At 46.3% G+C, this 20,608-nt stretch carries 15 protein-coding genes; 7 read left to right on the top strand and 8 right to left on the bottom strand.

The features are described 5' to 3' along the window. Positions 1 to 123: 123 nt before the first annotated feature. The 3 genes from GA520_RS12970 to GA520_RS27185 all read right to left on the bottom strand — a co-directional run bounded on the left by GA520_RS12970 (position 124) and on the right by GA520_RS27185 (position 3,771). Complete coding sequence (locus tag GA520_RS12970) at positions 124 to 1,809, bottom strand: amidohydrolase family protein (protein WP_163340744.1); 1,686 nt, start codon at positions 1,807 to 1,809, stop codon at positions 124 to 126. Between the two features lie 338 nt (positions 1,810 to 2,147). After that, complete coding sequence (locus GA520_RS12965; protein WP_163340742.1) at positions 2,148 to 3,410, bottom strand: carbohydrate porin; 1,263 nt, start codon at positions 3,408 to 3,410, stop codon at positions 2,148 to 2,150. Positions 3,411 to 3,561: 151 nt separating this feature from the next. Continuing rightward, complete coding sequence (locus tag GA520_RS27185) at positions 3,562 to 3,771, bottom strand: CoA transferase (RefSeq protein WP_163340740.1); 210 nt, start codon at positions 3,769 to 3,771, stop codon at positions 3,562 to 3,564. Positions 3,772 to 4,592: 821 nt separating this feature from the next. On the opposite strand from GA520_RS27185, the gene GA520_RS12960 reads away from it, so the two are divergent. From GA520_RS12960 to GA520_RS12930, 7 genes are all read left to right on the top strand, one after another. After that, on the top strand, positions 4,593 to 6,755 hold the full coding sequence (locus GA520_RS12960; RefSeq protein WP_163340738.1) for a cation:dicarboxylate symporter family transporter: 2,163 nt from the start codon (positions 4,593 to 4,595) through the stop codon (positions 6,753 to 6,755). 696 nt (positions 6,756 to 7,451) lie between these two features. Continuing rightward, a complete protein-coding gene (locus tag GA520_RS12955) occupies positions 7,452 to 10,493 on the top strand; it encodes a PEP/pyruvate-binding domain-containing protein (protein WP_163340737.1) in 3,042 nt (1,013 codons plus the stop codon). 23 nt (positions 10,494 to 10,516) lie between these two features. Continuing rightward, the gene (locus GA520_RS12950; RefSeq protein WP_163340735.1) at positions 10,517 to 11,488 is read left to right on the top strand and encodes a serine hydrolase; all 972 of its coding nucleotides are present in this window, start codon (positions 10,517 to 10,519) and stop codon (positions 11,486 to 11,488) included. A gap of 93 nt (positions 11,489 to 11,581) precedes the next feature. Beyond that, positions 11,582 to 13,207, top strand: coding sequence for a hypothetical protein (locus tag GA520_RS12945; RefSeq protein WP_163340733.1), 1,626 nt, complete (start codon positions 11,582 to 11,584; stop codon positions 13,205 to 13,207). A gap of 439 nt (positions 13,208 to 13,646) precedes the next feature. Beyond that, a complete protein-coding gene (locus GA520_RS12940) occupies positions 13,647 to 14,585 on the top strand; it encodes an EipA family protein (RefSeq protein WP_163340731.1) in 939 nt (312 codons plus the stop codon). Between the two features lie 847 nt (positions 14,586 to 15,432). Further along, complete coding sequence (locus GA520_RS12935; protein ID WP_163340800.1) at positions 15,433 to 16,017, top strand: AI-2E family transporter; 585 nt, start codon at positions 15,433 to 15,435, stop codon at positions 16,015 to 16,017. A gap of 159 nt (positions 16,018 to 16,176) precedes the next feature. Then, a complete protein-coding gene (locus GA520_RS12930) occupies positions 16,177 to 16,719 on the top strand; it encodes a phage holin family protein (RefSeq protein ID WP_163340729.1) in 543 nt (180 codons plus the stop codon). Positions 16,720 to 16,799: 80 nt separating this feature from the next. On the opposite strand, the gene GA520_RS12925 is transcribed toward GA520_RS12930, so the two are convergent. From GA520_RS12925 to GA520_RS12905, 5 genes are all read right to left on the bottom strand, one after another. Next, the gene (locus GA520_RS12925; RefSeq protein WP_163340727.1) at positions 16,800 to 17,327 is read right to left on the bottom strand and encodes an acyloxyacyl hydrolase; all 528 of its coding nucleotides are present in this window, start codon (positions 17,325 to 17,327) and stop codon (positions 16,800 to 16,802) included. Between the two features lie 150 nt (positions 17,328 to 17,477). Then, positions 17,478 to 18,560: a UDP-3-O-(3-hydroxymyristoyl)glucosamine N-acyltransferase gene (gene lpxD / locus GA520_RS12920; protein WP_163341251.1), complete on the bottom strand. Its 1,083-nt coding sequence runs from the start codon at positions 18,558 to 18,560 to the stop codon at positions 17,478 to 17,480. A 106-nt stretch (positions 18,561 to 18,666) separates the two neighbouring features. Beyond that, a complete protein-coding gene (locus GA520_RS12915; protein WP_163341044.1) occupies positions 18,667 to 18,855 on the bottom strand; it encodes a hypothetical protein in 189 nt (62 codons plus the stop codon). Between the two features lie 84 nt (positions 18,856 to 18,939). Next, a complete protein-coding gene (locus GA520_RS12910; RefSeq protein ID WP_163341042.1) occupies positions 18,940 to 19,563 on the bottom strand; it encodes a membrane integrity-associated transporter subunit PqiC in 624 nt (207 codons plus the stop codon). Positions 19,564 to 19,572: 9 nt separating this feature from the next. Continuing rightward, complete coding sequence (locus GA520_RS12905) at positions 19,573 to 20,601, bottom strand: MlaD family protein (protein WP_163341040.1); 1,029 nt, start codon at positions 20,599 to 20,601, stop codon at positions 19,573 to 19,575. Between the last annotated feature and the right edge of the window lie 7 nt (positions 20,602 to 20,608).

Raw genomic sequence — 20,608 nt, 5'->3', positions numbered from 1 at the left:
GATGCCTCGATAACGGCAGGATCCCACTAAGGTGCTACAACCATGGGTTCTGTGATGCGACCGTCCTGATTGCTATGCAAGAGCACGGGACGATCGCAAGGTCTGGCCCTATGTGAGACCTGACTACTCGGGACTATTGGCTTGCGTCGCGTCCGAATTGGCGCCTGAGTCAGGCTGGCCAAGCGCACCGGCGTCGATGGTGAAGCCGGCAATCGTATGTTGCCGGTCCCAATCCTCAATCTTAATGGGCTTGAATCGACTCTTGGGCTCCACCGGGAAACGGATCGATTTACCCGGCCGGACATCGAGCTGGAACTTATTTTCGCTCACGACAGGCACGCCGCTCACTATGACATAGGGAATGCCGGTGGTGGGCAGGCCCTGCTCGCTTGCCTTGTAGGTTGCGTGGTCCGTCACGGTCTCGGGATCGAAGATCGTGATGTCAGCGACCATGCCCTCCTGGAGGCGGCCTCGCTTCTGCATCCCTTCGATCCCGGTCAGGCCCAGGTGATACGCCGGCCAATAAGCCATCTGTGCGATCGTGAACATCAGCGGCACGCCGTTTTCACGAGCCGCGCGCAGTGTCTTGCCGCGGGACCCTGCCGTGCGCGGATGGCCAACGTAATCTTCCGGCGGCAGATCCCAGGAATCGATCCCTTTACCGGACCACATCGCATCGGAGGCGACGATCATGTGCGGCGTGCGCAGCCAGTAGGGCAGCCATTCATCCCGTTTGGGGTTGAAGGCAAAGATCGTGCGCCCGGGATCTGCCTTGGAGGTTTTTTCCCACTCTTCCTGGGTCAGGAACTTGTCCTGGATTGGATCATAGATGGTCTCTTCATACGCTCTGCCACCGGCGAGGATTTTGAATTTTTCAGGCGAAAAGAAATCAGCCGAAATCGCCGTCGAAGCTGCGGAATAGGGATAGTATTCCGACCAGACATTGTACCCCTCGGCACGTGCTTTCTGCAGTTTTTCCTCGTTCTCCCACCAGCCGTATTCGTTGTTATGGTTGACCGAAAATGGCGCGTCGAGCACCATAGCGTTGGCGAGGAGTTCGCTGGTGCCAAGCGTTCCCTCAGGGTTGCTGGGATTGCCGTGAAAGCGAACATGCGCACCCAGCGCGCGGCCATAATTTGCAGCGACCTCCTGTGTCTTGTACATCTCGAAAGTTGTCACGCCCTCACTCATGTAGCCAATGGTCGAAGCAAGGCTGAGAGCGCCCTGACGCAATTCCTCATCCATGTAGGAGAGTATCTGATTGAGCTGATCGAGATCGCTGCGTGTGACCGACCAGCCGGGCACGCCGTCCTCCTTAACAGCTTGAGCGCGCAGTTCGAAAACGGAGGTGGCGTCATGCCATCCGCTGGTGTCGACTTCCGGATCGTGAACCCGAGTCCGTGTCATTTCCTGGCTCACACCGGTGCCGTAGTTCAGCGGCCAGCCGGAGTTGTCCTTTTCGGCATACCATTCGGCAACGTGGATTGCGCCGGCCTCGAGGTCCATTCCTGTGGTTACACCATCGCGCGCCGCGAGCTTAAGTGACAGTCCGTCAAGTGCATGGAAGTGCAGGTCGATGAAGCCCGGCGCCACTACATGGCCAGCGGCGTCAATGGTCTCAGTACCGGCGATTTCGCCGGGGGTGATGATCTCGATCCGACCGTCCGTGATGCCCACATTTAGTTGGCCATCCAGCATTGTCTCTGGGTCCATGACCCGACCGTTCAGGATTACGAGGTCGTAGTCCTTCGCATGGGCCACCGACCAGGTCAGTGAGGCTATGATCGCCATTGCAAATAGTTTTCTCATTTCAAGCTCCCGGTTTCGAGTTTGGTCTTGTTTATCGGTTTTTGGTTGCTGTTATGATTATGTTTCATCCCAGTCATTTAGCTACTTGAGTCGGTCTTTCCCAAACGACTATCTATGTTGTGAACGATGTCGTATTGAGCACTCCGCTTGAGACTAATTTTGGCCCGGGGCTACCTCCTCGATCCCTCAGATCGCGTGATAGCAGCGGGCGGGGTCGAGTCTGAAGTAGTTAGCGTTTTTAAACCCTGCTCAAATGCGTCTTGGCCTTGTGCGTGAGCGTCGTGAATCCCAGTATCACCAGCAATCCGGGTGCGTCGAACTTGAGACCGGATATAGCATCAAAATGCGACCCTTGCCCTGAGACCGAACACCGCGATGACATTTTCATCCGGGTTGAGCGCAGGATCGACAAGGAGCTGGATGCTTGGAGTCAGGGCGAACTTGTCGATTACCTGTAATCTATAGAAAACCTCTCCTGTGAATTGGTCTTCCAGATTGGTCCCAAGGGTGCTCTCGTTGGGGCGTGACCAATGGAGTCCCACGCCCAGCAAGTCGTTGCTGTCTTTTGGCTGGTATCCGAACCCCAAAGCGAGAGCGGCTTCGTAAAAACTGCCTCCGTCTTCAGCCCAACCACCTCGGATAAAGGGCATCCATTGGTCTCCAACAACACCAGAGGCTGAGAAGACAACACCCCACCCGTCCAGCGTTTCAGCCGATTCGTGTTCATCGATTTGCCACAAGCTGACGTGGACATTATTCACCAGATAAAGTGCGGGCTGCGAGGAGGTCCAGCCGATTTCCAACGATTTGAAAGTTTCGAAATCATTAAAAAAGGTATCGAACCCGCCTCCGATATCATTCGACTCGGCGTTGGCATCGGCAATGCTGGCAGCGGCATATATTTTGTCTGAAACGAAGCCGCCGACCATAATGCCAAGGGCACCGTCCGGTAATCCACCGATCGTACCGGAGCCGGTCTCAAAAGCAAGGTTGCTGAACCCTGTCCATGGGCTAGCCAATACATACGCGTCAACATAGTCGGTTGTATCCAGAAACCCGGCATAGGCAAAACCACGCCCGTTATTAAAAACTTGCCGCCAATGAAGATGCGTTGTGCGCCATCCCTGGTCACTGAAAACGACGTTGAGAAGACCGGCGTACCCTAGTTGCGTCCCAAATTCGTTAGGCGCAAAATCAGTATAAGCATGCCGGTTCTCGAATTTGAAAACAATACCGCCGGTATTGTTCGTTCCACGTCCAATTAAATTCCACGTACCGAAGACGCGGAAAACCCCGCTGGCCGAAGTGTCTTCACCTAGACTTTCCGTCGCCGCAAAACCGAGTGCGTTGTAGTCGATACCAAAAGACAGGCCTGTGCGATCTGCAATCTTACCCTTCCATTCATCCCAGACTTTCAAAAGATTTGCATCGAAAAAACCTGGTTTGACTTCTTGATCAGAGTTAAGTTGATTATCAACAGCGTCAGGCCCAGTGATTGCTGTCACGGCCGACTGAGTCTCTGCTGCTTGTGCCTTAATAGACGGCGAAAAAAGGACTAGTATCGCCATGATCGCTGAGATTTTGCCAGTTATTTTGTTCATTTCGAATGTCCCTTTTAGTCGAGAGTAACCTGGCCAACAGCAACCTGCCACGAAAACGGAAAGCCGATGAATAACAGCAGACCAAGAACAACGGTCACGGTGTCATCGTAGGTATGATTGAAAGCTTCCTCCACCTTACCCGGCGAGTTCGTTAGGAAAATATCGGCGGTTGCACCAGCTTGTTCAGTGCTACCGACTTTTGAGTTCGGTTCCGAATGTATGTTGAGCAGGGGATTTTAGTGCACGGCAAACCCGAGGTCATTTGTCCGTATCTCCACATATTCCCGCTTGGCTTCTCGATCTTGATGACTTCAGCACCAAGATCAGGGAGAATAACGGTCGCGGAAGGGACTACTGCCATGGATGCAACTTCAATGACGTTGTTTCCTTCGAGAACATAAGTTATTTTTACGGCCTTCCTCTCTTAGATCTCTAAAACACTCACAGTTACCAGTATCAAAGCTCTTATTAATTCGGTAGTATCTTTTTCGCAGTACGCCCAGAACCGGACGATCCATTCAGACCAGCTTCCATACAAGCCTAATTTCGCAAAAAAAACAATCCTCCTAAATGGATGAAAAAAGGAGGAGGCTCTATATGGCTCAACATTGGTGGTAAAACGATTATAAGGATAAATTGTGAACTACTCCCCCCACAATACTTAACTGTTTCTTTGCACTAAAGTATAAGTGCAGTTGACAAACAAAGGGAAAGAACTGTTTTCGCCAATACCATCCGGGTTGGAGTTGTCACCGTCTAGTCTGAAGCGAAATTTTTTATAACGCCCCCCCCGATACTGAAATTCCACTGTCTGTTGAAAGAGGCAGAATCGGGGCATGTTTAAGGTGGAGTCTGCTATGTTTGTCATGCCGCTTTTTTAAAGAATTGATCTGCAACTTTGGAAGAGTGATGATCATCATACACTTCCATAGGCCGTTTCCCATCAAAAAAGGAATGGGGTCTCTGTAAATATCCTTAAAAAATAGACAATGCCTATTAGACTTATGTCCAATGTGCACCATGTCAGATGAGTGCTATGATTGTTGATTATCAGGAGATGATGAGAGAGGTATGTTTGATTGGCCTCCTTCCCCCTATGTGCTGAGTTTGATAAGGCTTTTGTAGATAATCCTTGATCGCCTATTTACATACAGACATTACACAGATTCCGTTTCCCCAACTATGAAATTGAAAAAACATACCAAATTAAGCCTTTCCACTAAAATATTCATAGCCTTAGTTTGTGGTATTATTACTGGTTTGTTTTTTGGTGAAATGACTGCTTTTCTTGAAATAATCGGTGAGATTTATATCAAGTTGTTGCAGATGACAGTACTTCCATATGTAATCCTGTCACTGATTGTTGGCCTTGGCAGCCTTGAGTACAAACAAGCTATTCTGCTTGCCAAGAAGGGGGGATTGCTACTCCTGGTGATATGGGCTATTACCATTGGAGTTGTTTTCTTATTTCCTCTGGCATTCCCTGACTGGCAATTTTCTTCTTTTTTTTCAGGCGTCCTCATCGAGCCCAAAGAGCCCGTCGATTTTGTCAAACTTTATATTCCTGCAAACCCATTTAATTCGATTGCTAATAACCTCGTCCCTGCGGTTGTCATTTTCTGTATTTCCATTGGTGTCGCTCTCATAGGCATTAAAGAAAAAGCCAGTCTGATTGAAGATATGAACGTGCTTATGGATGCGCTGACCAAAGTGACGAATTTCATTGTCAGGCTAACACCTATTGGTGTATTCGCTATAACGGCCAGTGCTTCGGGTACCATGGGGATCGGCGAGCTGCGGCGGATGGAAGTGTACCTGTTTACCTATGTGTTTTTCTCCCTTGCCATGTCATTATGGATTCTTCCAGCCCTTGTGACAACACTCACGCCGCTGAAATACAGGCAGGTCGTCTGGTTAACAAAAGATGCCTTGGTCACCGCTTTTGCCACTTCCAGCCTCTTTGTCGTATTGCCAATTCTCGCTGAAAAATCTAAGGAAATGGTCAGCCAAAGTGATATTGATCAGAATAGTGCCGAATCTGCAATTGCTGTCATCATTCCAACCTCTTTCAACTTTCCTCATGCCGGCAAGCTATTCACCATCAGTTTTATTCTCTTTGCTGGATGGTTTTCAGGATTTGATGTCGAACCAGCTGATTATCCGCTGTTACTTGGCAGCGGCCTCATGAGTTTGTTTGCCAACGTGAACATTGCCGTACCCTTTCTACTTGACACTCTGCAGATCCCCAGCGATACCTTCCACTTTTTTGTTGCTACTTCGGTAATCAATGCACGTTTCGCCACTCTTCTTGCAGCCGTGCACGTATTAAGTCTGACTTTGCTGACTGCTTTTTCAATGAATGACCAGCTAAAGATTCACTGGTTTAAGCTGTTCAGGTACATCGTTGTTTCCTGCTGTCTGCTGTTTACTGTCGTAACAGGGACACGGCTCATTTTGACGGCAACAATTGAATACAGTTATGATAAGGACACCCTGCTCGCTTCAATGCCTTTATCCCGTCAAAGAGTAGTGGGAAAGGTGCATACCGAGCCACCGGAGCCATTGGATATTAATCACAGTGAAAACAGACTGAAGACAATTATCGAGCGAGGTGTTTTACGAGTGTGTTATCCGGAAGACAACAACATGCCGTTTACCTATTTTAACAGTAAAAACCAGCTTGTAGGTTTTGAAATAGAGCTTTTTCAGGTGCTCAGTGCAGATCTCAATGTCAAGCTTGAATTCGTTCCAGCATCAGGGGACGACTTAAGCTCCTACTTTAATGAAGGGTATTGTGATATGGGAACAGGCCAGAGCTTGACACCGCTGCTCTCAACAAGACAGGGTTATACAACTCCTCATATTGATTACACTGTCGCTTTTCTCGTCAAGGACCACAGACGCCACCAATTCAATAATTACGACACGCTTCGGCAACAGGATCTTGAGATTGCAACAGTCGGCACATTATACTATCGAAGAATGCTTCATGATATGTTACCCAAGGCCGAATTACTCTTTGTTGATTCTCTATCCAGCTATATAGAGCATTACAGTGACAAAGCCGACGCTTTTGCCACATTTGCTGAAAAAGCATCTGCCTGGAGTATTCTTCATCCAGAGTATGCTGTTGCTACACCGCTTGGCAACAGCATAAAAATTCCAGTAGCTTATCCCATCCCACTTGGCGAAGAATCCATGGCTGACCTACTTAACAATTGGCTCAATCTTAAACAAAAAGACGGTACCATATCCAGTCTCTATAACTACTGGATATTAGGAGAAACAGAGAAAAAACATTCACCGCGGTGGTCTATCATTCGTGACGTTTTGCACTGGATATAGGTATCCGACCATTTATCGGTGCAAGCAGAAGTCGTCCCGGAGGGCGGTTGATACTGGGAAAACGATCTTTGAGGGGCGCTCAATTCCTTCGAGTCATTGTCTCTCATGTGCATTTTTTTGATACATAACAGATTGATCAAGAAGCATTTTATAGAATGCCAGCCAATATTTCATGATCTCCCGGTTATTATGCCTGTCAGCTTGTTTAATCGATATTTTGTGTTTCCTTCGTTCTCCACGATCATCGACAAGGTATATTTCCAGTTACAGCAGTAGCACATTCCCCTATTTCTCCCTCAATTTATCAATGTACCTTGATAGAGGTTAGAGCTGTTGATACAGGCACAAGAGTGCTGCGCTTCTCATAGTACTGGCTTTGATCTCTACACAGCCGGTTGCTCCAGAATTAAATCCGCGAAAACTCCCAGCATGATTACTGATTATGCAGGACAGCCATGAGTTGCAGCTATGTGATGTTGGCCTAATGTCCAATAGACAATAAACAATCCTCTATTATATATAAAAATCATAAGCAGTTTTCTTCTTTATTATTCTGTAGCTTGAACTAACGAAGGTACGCTCAAAGAGTGAAAATCAGACTTATCTACGATCATTGTCACATTTGTCTAATATAAATTTTTCGGGATAAAGGAATTCCTCATCAGATCATAATTTACGCAGACGAGAACGTACTCCATGAAAAAAACAATTTTATCTGTCGTGGCAGGAGCCTTTCTTTTCCTGACAGTTGCCCATCCACACACAACACTGGCGGCTGCAAGTCAGCAACTGAACGTTGCTCAGGAAGAGATGCTTAAAAAGAATTGGCAAGCCATCCAGGAATTGCCCAAAGGCCCTTACAGCGTAAACTACTGCGTTTGTACGGACGGCAAGAAGCTACCTGTACAAGCTGAAGACGGCACCATTTCCAACCGCTGCGAGAGTACCAACTTCTGCGGTGCGTTCCGTGCCCCAGTAGGTGAGGCTCTGGCAAGCACCGGTATGTATGTGGGTAATATATTCTCCAGTGATCTGTTTGAATGGGACAAGATATCTGACCACCATAATCTTGTTCGCGGTTATATCCTTGAAAACTATTATATTACAACGCATCCGAAATCAAAATTGGCTGAGATGCAGACTTACGGCGGACTTAAGGGGGCTGAATACGAAGCCAGGGATATGCCAATATTTCAGGAAAAATACCTGCTCGAACCAACGTTTAACGACTATCGACATTTTATTCTGTCTTTTGAGCTTGAGCGACGTTTTTTCACCCGTAATGATCAAAGCAATATTCAGGAAATTCGTGACCTGTCTATCAATATTCAGCAGGATGATAGTAAATTTAAGCCGTTGCGAGATGCTGTTCACGGCAGAATCTCTGCTTCCCTGATTCCTCTTCTATCAGATTATCGGGAGAAATTGCCTGCATCCAGAGAAAAAGAAAGGAATGATATTGCCAAACTCGTTGCCGACATAAAAGAACTCACCTCTCTTGATGAGTCTATTCTCATTCCTCAGATCAACAGCCTTTCGAGTAGCGAGACAAAAAAGCTGTTAAAGGATCTTATAAGCCGAGAAGGCGATGTTCCTGTTCAAAAGATAAACAATATGGCGGAACTCATGGTCCAGGCGCGACTTACGGTTGCAGGTAAAGAGGTTCCCGATTCCGATCGTCGCAAACTCGTTGGGATCAACGTTACTGGAGCTGCTGTAATCCACAGTCTTGGAAGTGAATTGATGGACAACGGTGGGCCCGAAACCGTTAGAGAATATCTGCAACTCCTCCGTGCCCTGGCTAATGCAACATATGGTACCGGCCTGATCTCCGATCGCGAGAGAAGGGCCATAGCCCAAGATTTTGACAGCTTATTGGCTCAAAACAGCTGGAACCGAGAGGATTTTGCCGCTCTTCTCGTGCAGGTACAACGGGTTATTGAATGGGCTCATGCTGGTGCAGTGTTGGCTTTTGGTGAGGTTTGGCCGTCATGGACGTACCTCATCCCTGATATCACAAGGATTACCGATGACATTGTCCGCAGCTCGCCCATGCTCCTTTTTGGCATGGCCTACAGTAATCTCGAAAATTATGTCTCCGGTCAGGAAAAAATAAGCCATCTCTTTTTCGATCGTGAATTTACGGAAGGTATACGGGCGCTGAACTCAGGCCTTGCTTACGGGAAACTGGCTGTAATCAAGCTTGATCAGTCCTATAACCGCGACCGGATTATTGCCTTGCCCGATACACCGTCCGATCTTGAACCTGCTGCCGGAATAATCACCCGCGGTGAGGGAAATGTCGTTTCACATGTGCAGCTGCTTGCCCGCGCTCTTGGTATTCCTAATATTGTTATTGCAAATCATCCTTACGACATTCTGAAACAACACAATGCAGAAGAGATACTATTTGTCGTTACCCCTGGCGGGCGTGTTTATCTCAAGACCGCCACCAATATGACTGCTGAAGATAAAGCCATACTGAAAGAATACACCCGCAGCGAGAAACGCACCGGGGATGGCAAAGTTTCCGGGAACAAGGCCAGGCTTCATATTGATCCTAATATGCTCGATCTCAAGCACTGGCAACCAATCCCCCTCGATAAATTGCGCCGGGCAGACTCGGGCGTTAAAACAGGCCCCAAGGCAGCATACCTTGGGGAGCTCAAACACATATTTCCTGAGCATGTTGCCAGGGGACTAGCGGTTCCTTTTGGTGCGTACTATCAATTCTATAAAAACGCCAAAGTGCTGGTTCCTAAAAGACTTGCCGGAAAAACTATTGCTAAACCGGGACAATCCCTTGATGACTTTGCCAAGCAAACCTATGCAACCTTTTTTAACAAGATGGTTCCTGCCGGAACATCCGATAGCGATCTGGCCGCCTGGATCAAACCACGGCTGGAGATAATTCGCTATTCCATCGAGAACAACAGATTATCTCCTGCGTTAAAAAAAGCCATTCGAGATGATCTGGGCAAACTCGGGCTGCTGAAAAAGGAAGATCCGGAACAGACCGTTGGGCTTTTTGTACGTAGTGATACCAATGTGGAAGATCAACCCAGCTTCAACGGAGCTGGTCTTAATCTGACCATTTTCAATCTTGGTTCACTGGAAGATCTATATAATGGGTTGAAAAAAGTGTGGGCATCACCATTTACTTTCCGCTCCTTTTCCTGGCGGCAGACCCTGATAGATGAACCGCTGTGGGTGCTGCCTTCGGTTGTGCTGCTGGAGACTATCCCAAATGAAGCTTCCGGTGTTTTGATCACTGCTGATATCAATACTGGTGACCAGACAAAAATGCTTCTTGGGACCTCGGAAGGTGTTGGCGGTGCAGTGGATGGTACTCCCGCGGAAACGCTGCTTTGGTCGCCGAATAATGTGAGGCTGATCACCGCTTTTAAATCTCCGTGGCGCCGCTTGATCATTCCAGGACAGGGGATAAAAACAGTACCCTCCACCGGCCGCGAATATGTCCTCAGCCCTGAGGAAGTGCAGGCGGTTGCCAAAGTAGGGAAGAAAATCAGAAAAACCTTGAAACCTTCTTTGGATACAAATGGTCAGCCAATGGCCTGGGATATAGAATATGGTTTTGCAGATGGCAAGTTGTGGCTCTTCCAGGTTCGTCCCTTTATCGGTAATGAGGACTTCAGTAATGTTCCGGCTCTTGCCAGCCTGGACAAAGAAATAACGAAAAACACCAAGAAGATTTCTCTGAAAGAAAAGATTCGATGATCGATCGTAAAGGAGCTCGGCAAATGGGAAAAACCAGTTTTTGCGTAATTATGAGTGTGATCCTTGTGACCGCAGTTTCCCTGCAATCTCTGTGGGCTGCAGACGATAATATACTAACTGATGAGGAATTTTTTACGTTGTCAGACGGAACCAATCTCTGGGAATTAGGCGGCCAGGAAGTTCGGGGACTTTTAGTGCGTAGACGTGGGGGAGGAGCTACGTTTACTGAAACCCAGGAAAAGCAGTATTGCCTGCTTAAGAAAAGCAGTCAGGTGCAATGGATGCTGACAGACCTGGACTCAGGAGATACCATCTCCCGCAGCTCTAATGCGGAGCAGGTTTTCTTCGGGGCATCAGCATCAAAAATATTTGTTGCTGCGGCCCTGCTCGACAAGCACGAGGGAATGATAACTAAAAACCAGCTAATTCTGATAAGCAGGATGATTGTCCGGTCCAGCAATGAGGCTTGGAAAGAGGTGCAGAGACAGGTCGGTCAAGACGGTAGTGATGATTCCGGTAGATTGAGCGTACAGGCCTTTAGCGAAAAAATGGGATATAAAAATCTGCGACCCTTTCAAGGGTGGATGACACACCCGGACGGTAAAAGAGTACATGGAAACGAACTAAACTCCCAGGCTGTGGCCAGATTTCTTTACGATACCTACCATAACAAATACCCAGGTGCTGAGATACTCTGGAAAATCATGCATGCCACTCGCACCGGTTCGAAGAAGATTGACAAGTATACTCCCAAATCAATCTACATCGCCGGAAAGACAGGTACATATCATGGAGCCAATGAGAGTAAAGAGACCGTTGATCTTGCAGTTATAATGGCACGTAATCATGCAGTTGTCTTCAGTGTTAACGGCAAACAATACAGTCTTACCATTCTCTGCAATACCGGAAAAGACGAGGATGTTGCGGTGCTGGGCGGTGGCTTGATGAGAGAGTACCTGGGAGTTGAAAAAGCAGTGCGATGTCCAGATAATTAAGAGACTTCACGTGAGCATACCCAATAGGACGGGAAGCAGATAATTCATTAATTGTCGTGGCGTTCGTGCGAATTCAAGATGAGGAGGATGGGAATGAAGAAAATAAAATATCTCGGTTTCATGGTTGTCCTGATATTGGTAACCACCGCAGACCTCTATGGCGCACCTTTCAGTGAGCGCTGGGCCAACCCTAAGCTTTATGGGGTGTTGTTCAACAATTATGATCCAAATTTTTATACAGGCTTTGTTCCCAGGGTTCAAAACAAAAATAATGTTACCATTCATCTCGGACGCGGTAATCAGGTACGTATACGGATGGTGCTCACCGATGAGGGCATAAATTCCTATATTGAGGATCAGGTAGCCCGTCACGCTCTTTACAAAGAGGTTATTGACAAAAAGTTAATTACCCTGACAACAAACAGATCTTGGGAGAGTTATGATGCAAAGGTTCAAAAAGAGCAGCTTGCTGAACTTGCAGACCGTAAACCGGGTCTCGCTCCTGACAAGTGGCGGCAGCTCAATCTCGATGCTATTGATCGGCTCAATCCCGGACGCCTCCATCATATAACGCGCGACTTCAACCGCATGGCTGCTGATTTTGCCTCATCACTCAGAACGGCCGAACCAACAGCAGACCTTAGGGAAAAGCTGGTACTCATTAATAGTTTCTTTCCTCATCGCATTTACCTCACAGACCTGACAACAGAACAGGATAGCGCATTCGGAGAACTACTTTCGCTTGCAAAGGCTGATGATACGGAAGCTTTTACCACAAAAGCTCAAGTGTTTTTCACTGATATTACCTCAAATTTGTATGCTATCAATGGCGGCAAATTAGATTTTTACGAGTTCACCACCATTTATCCTGCCGGGACCTACGATAAAATCACCACATACAAGGGGCATACAATGCCGCTTTTTACCACCACCGGAGTGTGGAATCTTATTCCGCGCGAACATGGATCCGGTGACACCGGCATGGTCGACTATATTTCCGATAAAGGATATTACGGTCTTATGCCGATGCTGCCTTACCAGTACGCAGGTGGCACTGCCTATAACGCTTTTCATAATCCCGGGATCAGCAACTGGATGGCCGGGCATCCCCTTATCCCCGAAGCGTGGAAAAAATCTACAGAAAACAGTAGGAATGGTAAACCATATCTCCGCGCTTCAGTTACCAGCAGGGGGCCCGTGTCTCATGGTTGTACCCGGATGAATCCTGGTCATCTGACGGAATTCCGTGAAATGCTCCCCTCGACTTCCGATGCAATGCAAGGTATTCGTGCGTTCATGAATAAGTCCCAATGTTATGACATCATCGATGTAGATGGAGATGGTACCGAAGAAGCCATGGGTGTTCAGTATTATATCGCTTTCCAGGGGAAATCCCGCGTCGCCAGCCTGATTTGGGCGCAGAATAATCGTCGGGATTTCTATGACTGGCTTTACGGTGATGAGATTGTTTATGGTGAACCAGGTGAAGTGACGGTTAAAGAGGCGGTATCGTGTGATTTTGTTGGCAAAAAGGCGGTTGAAGGACGGGTTTATGACAACATTGGTTTATATGAGGCGCCTTATGAACCTGAATTTCTGCAGTTTTACACCATAAATGGGATTAAAAACACGTCTTCCGAAGGCTATGAAATCAACAGGGAATTGCGGCGAGTCGGTTACGGGTATGAAATTGATCGAAAATTGTTAAAACTCGACTGAACGCATCACATAAACACTATAAGGCTGCCACCGGCAGCCTCATAAAAAATAAATCCTAACTATACCAACCAAAGCCGACGTGCCGTCAGTTCCCTCGGGCCCAAAAGAGTGCAGTGGCATAGTCAGTCAACATCAAGAGAAAGGTTGGGACACAAGAGTAATGAGGGACTCACCTATACAGGATTCATTCTCGGCGAGTATCCCGGAAATCAAATACCTCTATAACGTTGTTTGACAGTCAGCGGTGTTCTAACAGCAGATCCTTTCACAAGGATGTCGCAGACTGCATAATGATCGTCATTGTCGTCGGCAGTGAAGAAAGGTACGCGGCAGGGCTTGCCATGAAGCGCTGTTCGGAGTGCAGCGACGTCATAGAAGTTTCTAGAAATACATGTTTTTTTCAGCAGCATTCCACTTGACAAAAATAAGGAGATTCAAAATGATGGGAAAAAGAAAGTTAAAGCAAATTCTGTTAAAGACTTTAATTGTTTTCACTCTTGCGGTGCCGTTCGCCAGTCTTTCGTTTGCTGCAAAACAAGCTGAAGGAGAAATCGCCGATACGGCAGTAGCTGTTGATGTTGTTGTCGGTATCGATAAGGATACCAGAGTCATTACTTTGAAAAATGAGGCGGGCGAGAGCTATGAGTTCATTGCCGGGCATGAGGTAATGAATTTTGACCAGATCAAGCGTGGAGACATGGTGATCATGGAGTATTACTCGGGGTTTGCCTTCGCCTTGGAGCCTAAGGGAAGCGGACTGAAAGAGAAGGCTTCTGTTCTCACTATTCAAGTTGCGAAATCCGGGGAAAAGCCAGGAATGAAGATAACTGGAGCCAGGTATGTGGCTGCCGAGATTGTCAGTATCGACAAGGAGCACGGTGTTGTGATTCTTGAAGGAACAGATCATGTCCTCGCCTTGAAGGTAAGCGACAGTATAAATCTTGCCGACCTTCAGGAAGGACAGAAAATCGAAGCACTTTACACCGAGTCCTATGCGGTTTCCGTAATAGCTGCTCCCAAAGTGTCAGGAACCGTTAAGATAAATACCAAGGCTGTAGCAGTGGGTATTGGTATGTCATGGGGAAAAGGTACCCTTACTATGTATGATGGCTCTCTACATGATTTTTCCATACAAGGTTTGTCCCTGGTTGATGTGGGAGTTACAAGTGTTGAAGCTATCGGGGAAGTATACAATCTAGTCGAGGCAAAAGATATGGAAGGTATATTCGTCGCCGGAGAGGCTGGGGCTGCCCTTGTTGGCGGAGGTTCGGTTCTGGCCTTGAAAAATGGCAACCATGTGGTGATGAAATTGAAAACCACGCAAAAAGGTCTCAGGCTCTCTCTTGCAGGCCAGGGGTTGAAGGTGAAGCTCAAGTAACAAGCAAAGGCAGCCGATGAGCGCCCGGAGATGTTACTGACAGATCCCGGACATGATGTATTGTACAGCGCCAAATGCAACCTGTCACACCGTGTTATTAAGGCGGCAGGCAGCAGGGGAGGCGCTTTGTTCGGCGCGCTTATTTAGGGAGGTGAAGGTGCTGGGTGAGATTCCGTGATCGCAGGCGGGGAAGGGGTAGAAAAATGACGGTGGAATTAACTGGGTTACTTCCCATATACTGATAAAGATTCACCCCACTGAGTATTCCTATAGGATCAGTGTCCTCTTCGGGGATGGTTGAAACCCCTCGCCTTTAGGCGAAGTTAACTTAAACAAAATGGTCGAAGACCATGAAGTTCATCAAAACCTACTTTGCGAAGCAAACTAACTTGGCTTAAGTCGGCTTTAGCCGAATAACGAACCCATCTACTTCGAAGTGGATGAGTCATGAGTTCCTTGGAAAACCGTCTTCTGAGAAGGAGGACAAGGATGAACCTGCGGCTTTATGCCATTGAGAATGCCGATGACAATACAATATTAAGTTAGAATTCTGGCGGCAGCATAACAGGTTGCAACGATTTTCCAACCGCAATCCTTGCATTTTATACTGGACCTGTTAGTTTTAAACAACTACTCGATATTATGGTCTTTGTTGTGTTATCTTAAAATGAGAAAGCACATCAGGAAAAGAAGACCACGATTCGTGAAGTATGTTGTCGTCGGTGGAAATCGAACGGTGAAAGCAATCGTTGATGCTTTGGTAGGCACCGATCGGAACATCCGTCATGATTGACTATAATGTCTCCTGGAACCGCGAATGATCGTTTAAGGCCATACGTATCTTTTTCTGCTGGCTGCATGTCAGGCAGCATCGGCTATTGTTGTTCCTTTCCTGCTTTCCCTGTTTTTCGCCATCATCGCTATTACTCCTGTAAAATGGATGATCGACAGGAATGTTCCCTCTTTGGTTGCTATTGGGCTGGTATTGCTGGCTGCAGTTACTCTGGTTGTCCTGACCTCGATGATGATCGGTGCCAGTATCAGTCAATTCAATGAGTCGCTACCGGAGTACCAGCAGCGATTGTCTGACATGAAAGACAGTCTTATCCAATTCCTGTTGGTAAAAGGCATCGACATCAGGGATGCAGGAGTGTTGCATGCCATCAATCCCGGCGTTGTTCTCAAATATGCCAACAATACCTTTCTCCAGATAACAGACATCCTGAAAAATACTTTACTGATCATGTTGACGGTAATGTTCATTCTTTTTGATGCTGTTGAAATGCCGAAAAAAACAGCCGCCTTGCCAAACGGTGCCCATGAAAAAACGGTTAATCTTATCATAGAGATAATCCAAAGTACTAATAATTATATGGTGCTGAAGGCATTTGTCAGCCTGTTGACAGGAGTGCAGGCCTGTACTCCTCTATAACGGATGGAGGTGGAAGTGAACATGATGTCGTTTCCAGGCTTGAAGAGCTGGTTGAGGCGATGGAGCAGGAACTGGATGCAATGAGTCCTCTGACGGTGCTGATCGTTTTCACCCTTGGTGTGCTGATCGGCCGCCTGCTCTCCAAATGAGGAGAACGCCATGAACGATACGGTTTTGAAACTCAAGCTGTTAGCGAAAACCGAGGTGACGCTGGCCCGTATCCAGGCTCGGCGTACCGCTGGGCAAGCCATTTACATAGCAGTAGCCTTGTTTTTTGTACTTCTCGGCTTAGGGATGTTGAATTATGCCAGCTACCAGATACTGGTAACACTCTGGAGCCCGGCACTTGCAGCCCTGACTGTTGCGGTTATAGATATGGCCTTGGGTGCGCTTATCCTGCGGATTGCTTTCATATCAGGGCAGACAGGCGAGGAAGAGAAAATGGCGCAAGAAATTCGAGATATGATTCTTGTAGAGATAAGTGCCGATGTCGACACGGTCAAAAAGGAGTTTTCTAAAATAACCGACGATGTATCGCGAATACGATCTAGATTCAGCTCATTTGGCGGGAACAATAGAGGCACTATAGCGGAACTCATTCCACTGCTGGAGTTGCTCATAAAGGCCATACGGAGACAGAAGAAAACGCGAGAGCTGCCAAGAGGAAAGGAGATGTCAGATTCTTCCGGAAAGGAGGAATGAAGACTCGGCATCATCAACAAGTCACTTCCAAGCATAAAAGATCGCTTCAGATAATAATTTCACTCTATAAAAAAGCTCTTTCAAAATTCCCAAACAAGTTCGATCTGGTTCATATTGAGGCTATCGTTGTTATCATAAATTCCGGCATTAGATTGATGCAAGTATCTAAAACCTAATAAAATATGTTCTTTTAGATTGATCCTGAAACCAAGCGTCCCAAGAAAGAAGAAAGAACCTCCCAAATCGTATTCACCAAAAGTGTCCTCACTCATCAGGCCAGCACCTAAGCCAGCCAGTAGATGAATTTTCTTGTCAGGCGAGATAGATTCTGCATATCCTAAAACTGAAGGCTTGAATGCAGTTTCCCCTTCGCCATCAAGAGCACTTAACGTAACCTCACAGCCTGATTCCAATTTCCACCCTGATGCAAAATCATACGACCAAGGCAAATCGAACGATACATATGCATCGTATTGAGCTAGATCCGCCCCCGTGAAAGTGTGTCCATAGCGAATACCGATATCTCTCACATCGGCAAAACAAATATCGCTGGAAACTAACATCAGGCATATGGCAACACAAACAGATATTAGTCTATTACAAATCATTGTCCTAACCCTCTTTTCCTGAACGTAATACATGGTCATAATTAATAGTTACTGATTTATGCGCCCTATCTCCTCCACCCGAAGGAAGAGGCGTTACGGCGCCTGATAATATTATATAATTGGCCTATTACAATAATTCTTATTTAAAGGTTACAGGTTATCAAGTTTCTGAGATTCATACTTTCCAGGCTCCGGGGCATTTAAATTGGCGAGCAGTTTCTTGACTTCCGTGACCTCTTTCTCCAGCTTACGCAATTTTTTCATCGCTTCCGGCAGCTTTTGCAACGCAGCTTTTTCCTTGAGATCCCGTTTCAGTGGTTTGGCAGGTACTCCCCAGTACTGCCCGGGTTTGGTAATATTTTTGGAAACACCGCCCTTTGCACCTACGACAACATTGTCACCAATTTTTATATGCCCGACAACACCAACCTTTCCTGCAAGGATAACATTTTTGCCAATTTCAGTACTGCCAGAAATTCCCACCTGGGCAACGATAATGCTGTTCTCACCTATTATTACGTTATGCGCAATTTGGACAAGATTGTCGATAATTGTACCTTTTTTTATAATAGTTTTATCAAAACGAGCTCTATCGATCGAGACATTGGAGCCAATCTCAACATCTTCTTCGATAAGCACAGTACCTAATTGTGGAATCTTTCGGTGTTTGCCATCTACAGTTACAAAGCCGAATCCGTCAGCCCCGATGACCGTGCCGGAATGAATGATCACCCGATCACCAATCTCACAACGATCACGTATGGTAACATTAGGATAAATAAGCACATCGTCACCAATAATGGTGTCGTGCCCGATATATGCCCCGCCATAGATAATTGCGTTATCACCGATAACGACGTTTTCTTCAATTATTGCACAGGCACCTATTGCAACATTTTTCCCAAGCCTGGCACTATCAGCTATCACAGCCCTGTTATGAATTCCGTTTGGATGTCTAAACAGGCCTGGATTCAGATTTTCCATAATCACCGAAAAAGCATAGGAGGGATCCTTTGTCTTGATGAGAGTTTTTTCTGAATCGATATCAAAATCATTGGGCACCAGCACAATTGGTGCTTGGGTTCGTTGAAACAAAGGCAGATATTTTATGCTTGTACAGAAAGTAATCTGGTCGGAAGTGGCATTTTTGATATCAGCACCTCCCGATATTGTCGTCGCTGGGTCGCCGACAATAACGCCTTCAACAAACTCCGCTATTTCTTTTGCATTCATGTCGTTAGTCAATTGGGTGTAATTTGATAAAAAACAATTAATTCAGTGCAATAATGTGAATTACACAATAAAAACGCACCGTGGAGGGTGAAAGAAGTATTATGAGTTATCCAGTCCTAAGCCTGTCTGGATTGGTCTCTTGTTCAACATCCTGGATACTGTCAGCTGTCTCTGAACCTTCCTTATAATTTTTCCCTCCACACCCAGCAATGAACATTACCGCCACGATCAGTATTGCTCTCAGTACCAGCATGCCGGTCTTCATATTTTCGCTCCTTTCATTTTCTTGTTGCATCTGACAATCATGTTTCTGGCTGGCAACAAACATTTTGGCATACCTGGTTACGCTCGACAAAGTGTTAATGAACGAGAGACATTACTATTCCATAGAGTGTTGAGTGATTGATTGAGATATTTCTGCACTTAGCCGACCTAAGGCCTTACTCTGGGCACTGACGATTCCAGCAACGCCAGCAGGTACGTTGATATTCTCCTGAATTGAGATCCGGTTCATATCAACAATTGATTTATCCCTATCTCTTAAGATTACCCAGCTTGCCACGAGTGTAACATTATCATCCGATTTTCCATCAAAACGAACAATCTCCAGCGTCACCTTGTAGTCAATTGGAATAAACGATCGCCAGGGATGAAGTACAATTTTTTTTGTGCCAAGTAGAGCACTCACGTTCTCCGACAAGACATTGGCTATATTATCTTGGAGAGACCCTGACCACTGATCAAACTCAGCTCGCTTGATAACATTGTCATCAATCCTTGTTACGATCCTTGACTGGGTCAGGTAATCAGCAACTTTCACAGGTCCTATGCCAATTACGAGATTATTTGTGCTGCTGTTTTTTAGTTGAATAGATTCAGAAGAATCAACTGCAGGTGTTAATGTGTAAAATCGTGTTGGTTTAGTTTGCATCGTACAACCGCTAAACAAGACAACAGACACGAGAGTTGCCAATACCAGTGCAAAGTATTTTTTAGTCAACATAATATCTCCTCAATAGCTTCCTTTACCTCTAATGAGAGCTTCAGGATGTTGTTCCAGATAATCCGCCAATTGCCTGATCGAATCCGCCATATCAGAAATATTAACGAGTGTTTCTTCCAACTGGATGACAACAGGGGCATCTTCAGATACAACACCATGAATCCCTGTTAAACTTTCGTTCAGGTTGTCAGCTAAACTACCAACTCGTTTATTTACATCCTGAACCAACAGGTCAAAATGTTCCAGTATTAACCTTGTGTCATTGGAGAGTGGTTGGACCTGCTGATTTACGTTGGCAACTAACATCCTGGTATCAAGTATTGTACCTTCAAATCCATCAATAACTGTATCAATTCGCTGATCAAGTTTAGTGACAAGCTGCTGAGATGCATCAGCCGTTTCCCTCATAGATTTCAAACCATCAGATATGTCTGGATTATTGACCAGTTCATCTATTCCGGCCATAGTGCTTTTAAGGTGTTCAGCTAAACCGATGAAATCAATTTTCTGCAGTGTTTTGTACAACTTCTCAGTTGTTGAAGGTATCGTCGGAATTTCAGGGTGCGGAGATTTGATTCTTTTCATGTCAACTGGAGAATCCGGGTAATACTCAAGCTCAATCATGAGTTGACCTGTTATAAGGCTCTGCGTGCCCAGCACAGCCCGTAATCCTTGTTCGACGAGTTTTCCTATTGTTTCTTCAGAGGTTCTCTGGGAATATGAATTCTCGTCAACATGTAGACTGTCTACAACATGAAACTTGTCAGCATCAACCTCAATAATGACTGGAATATTCACGGTTAAATCCTGAGGATTTGCGTTAATTACAATGCTGGAGACCGAACCGATTCGTACTCCCTTGAACAGTACGGGTGCACCGACGCTAAGTCCGTTTATTGAATTGTCGAAATAGAGGACAAAATTAGTCGTTCTTTGAAAGAGCTTACCTGAGCCCAAAACAACAATGCTCGCAGCGAGTAAAAAAAACGCGATAACCACAAATCCACCGATCATCATCGTATTAGCTTGCTTTGCCATCCTACCT

It is taken from the genome of Desulfopila sp. IMCC35008, from assembly GCF_010646885.2.
Classification (GTDB): domain Bacteria; phylum Desulfobacterota; class Desulfobulbia; order Desulfobulbales; family Desulfocapsaceae; genus Desulfopila.
Note: the sequence above shows the minus strand (reverse complement) of the source record. Positions and strands in the feature narration are given on the sequence as shown.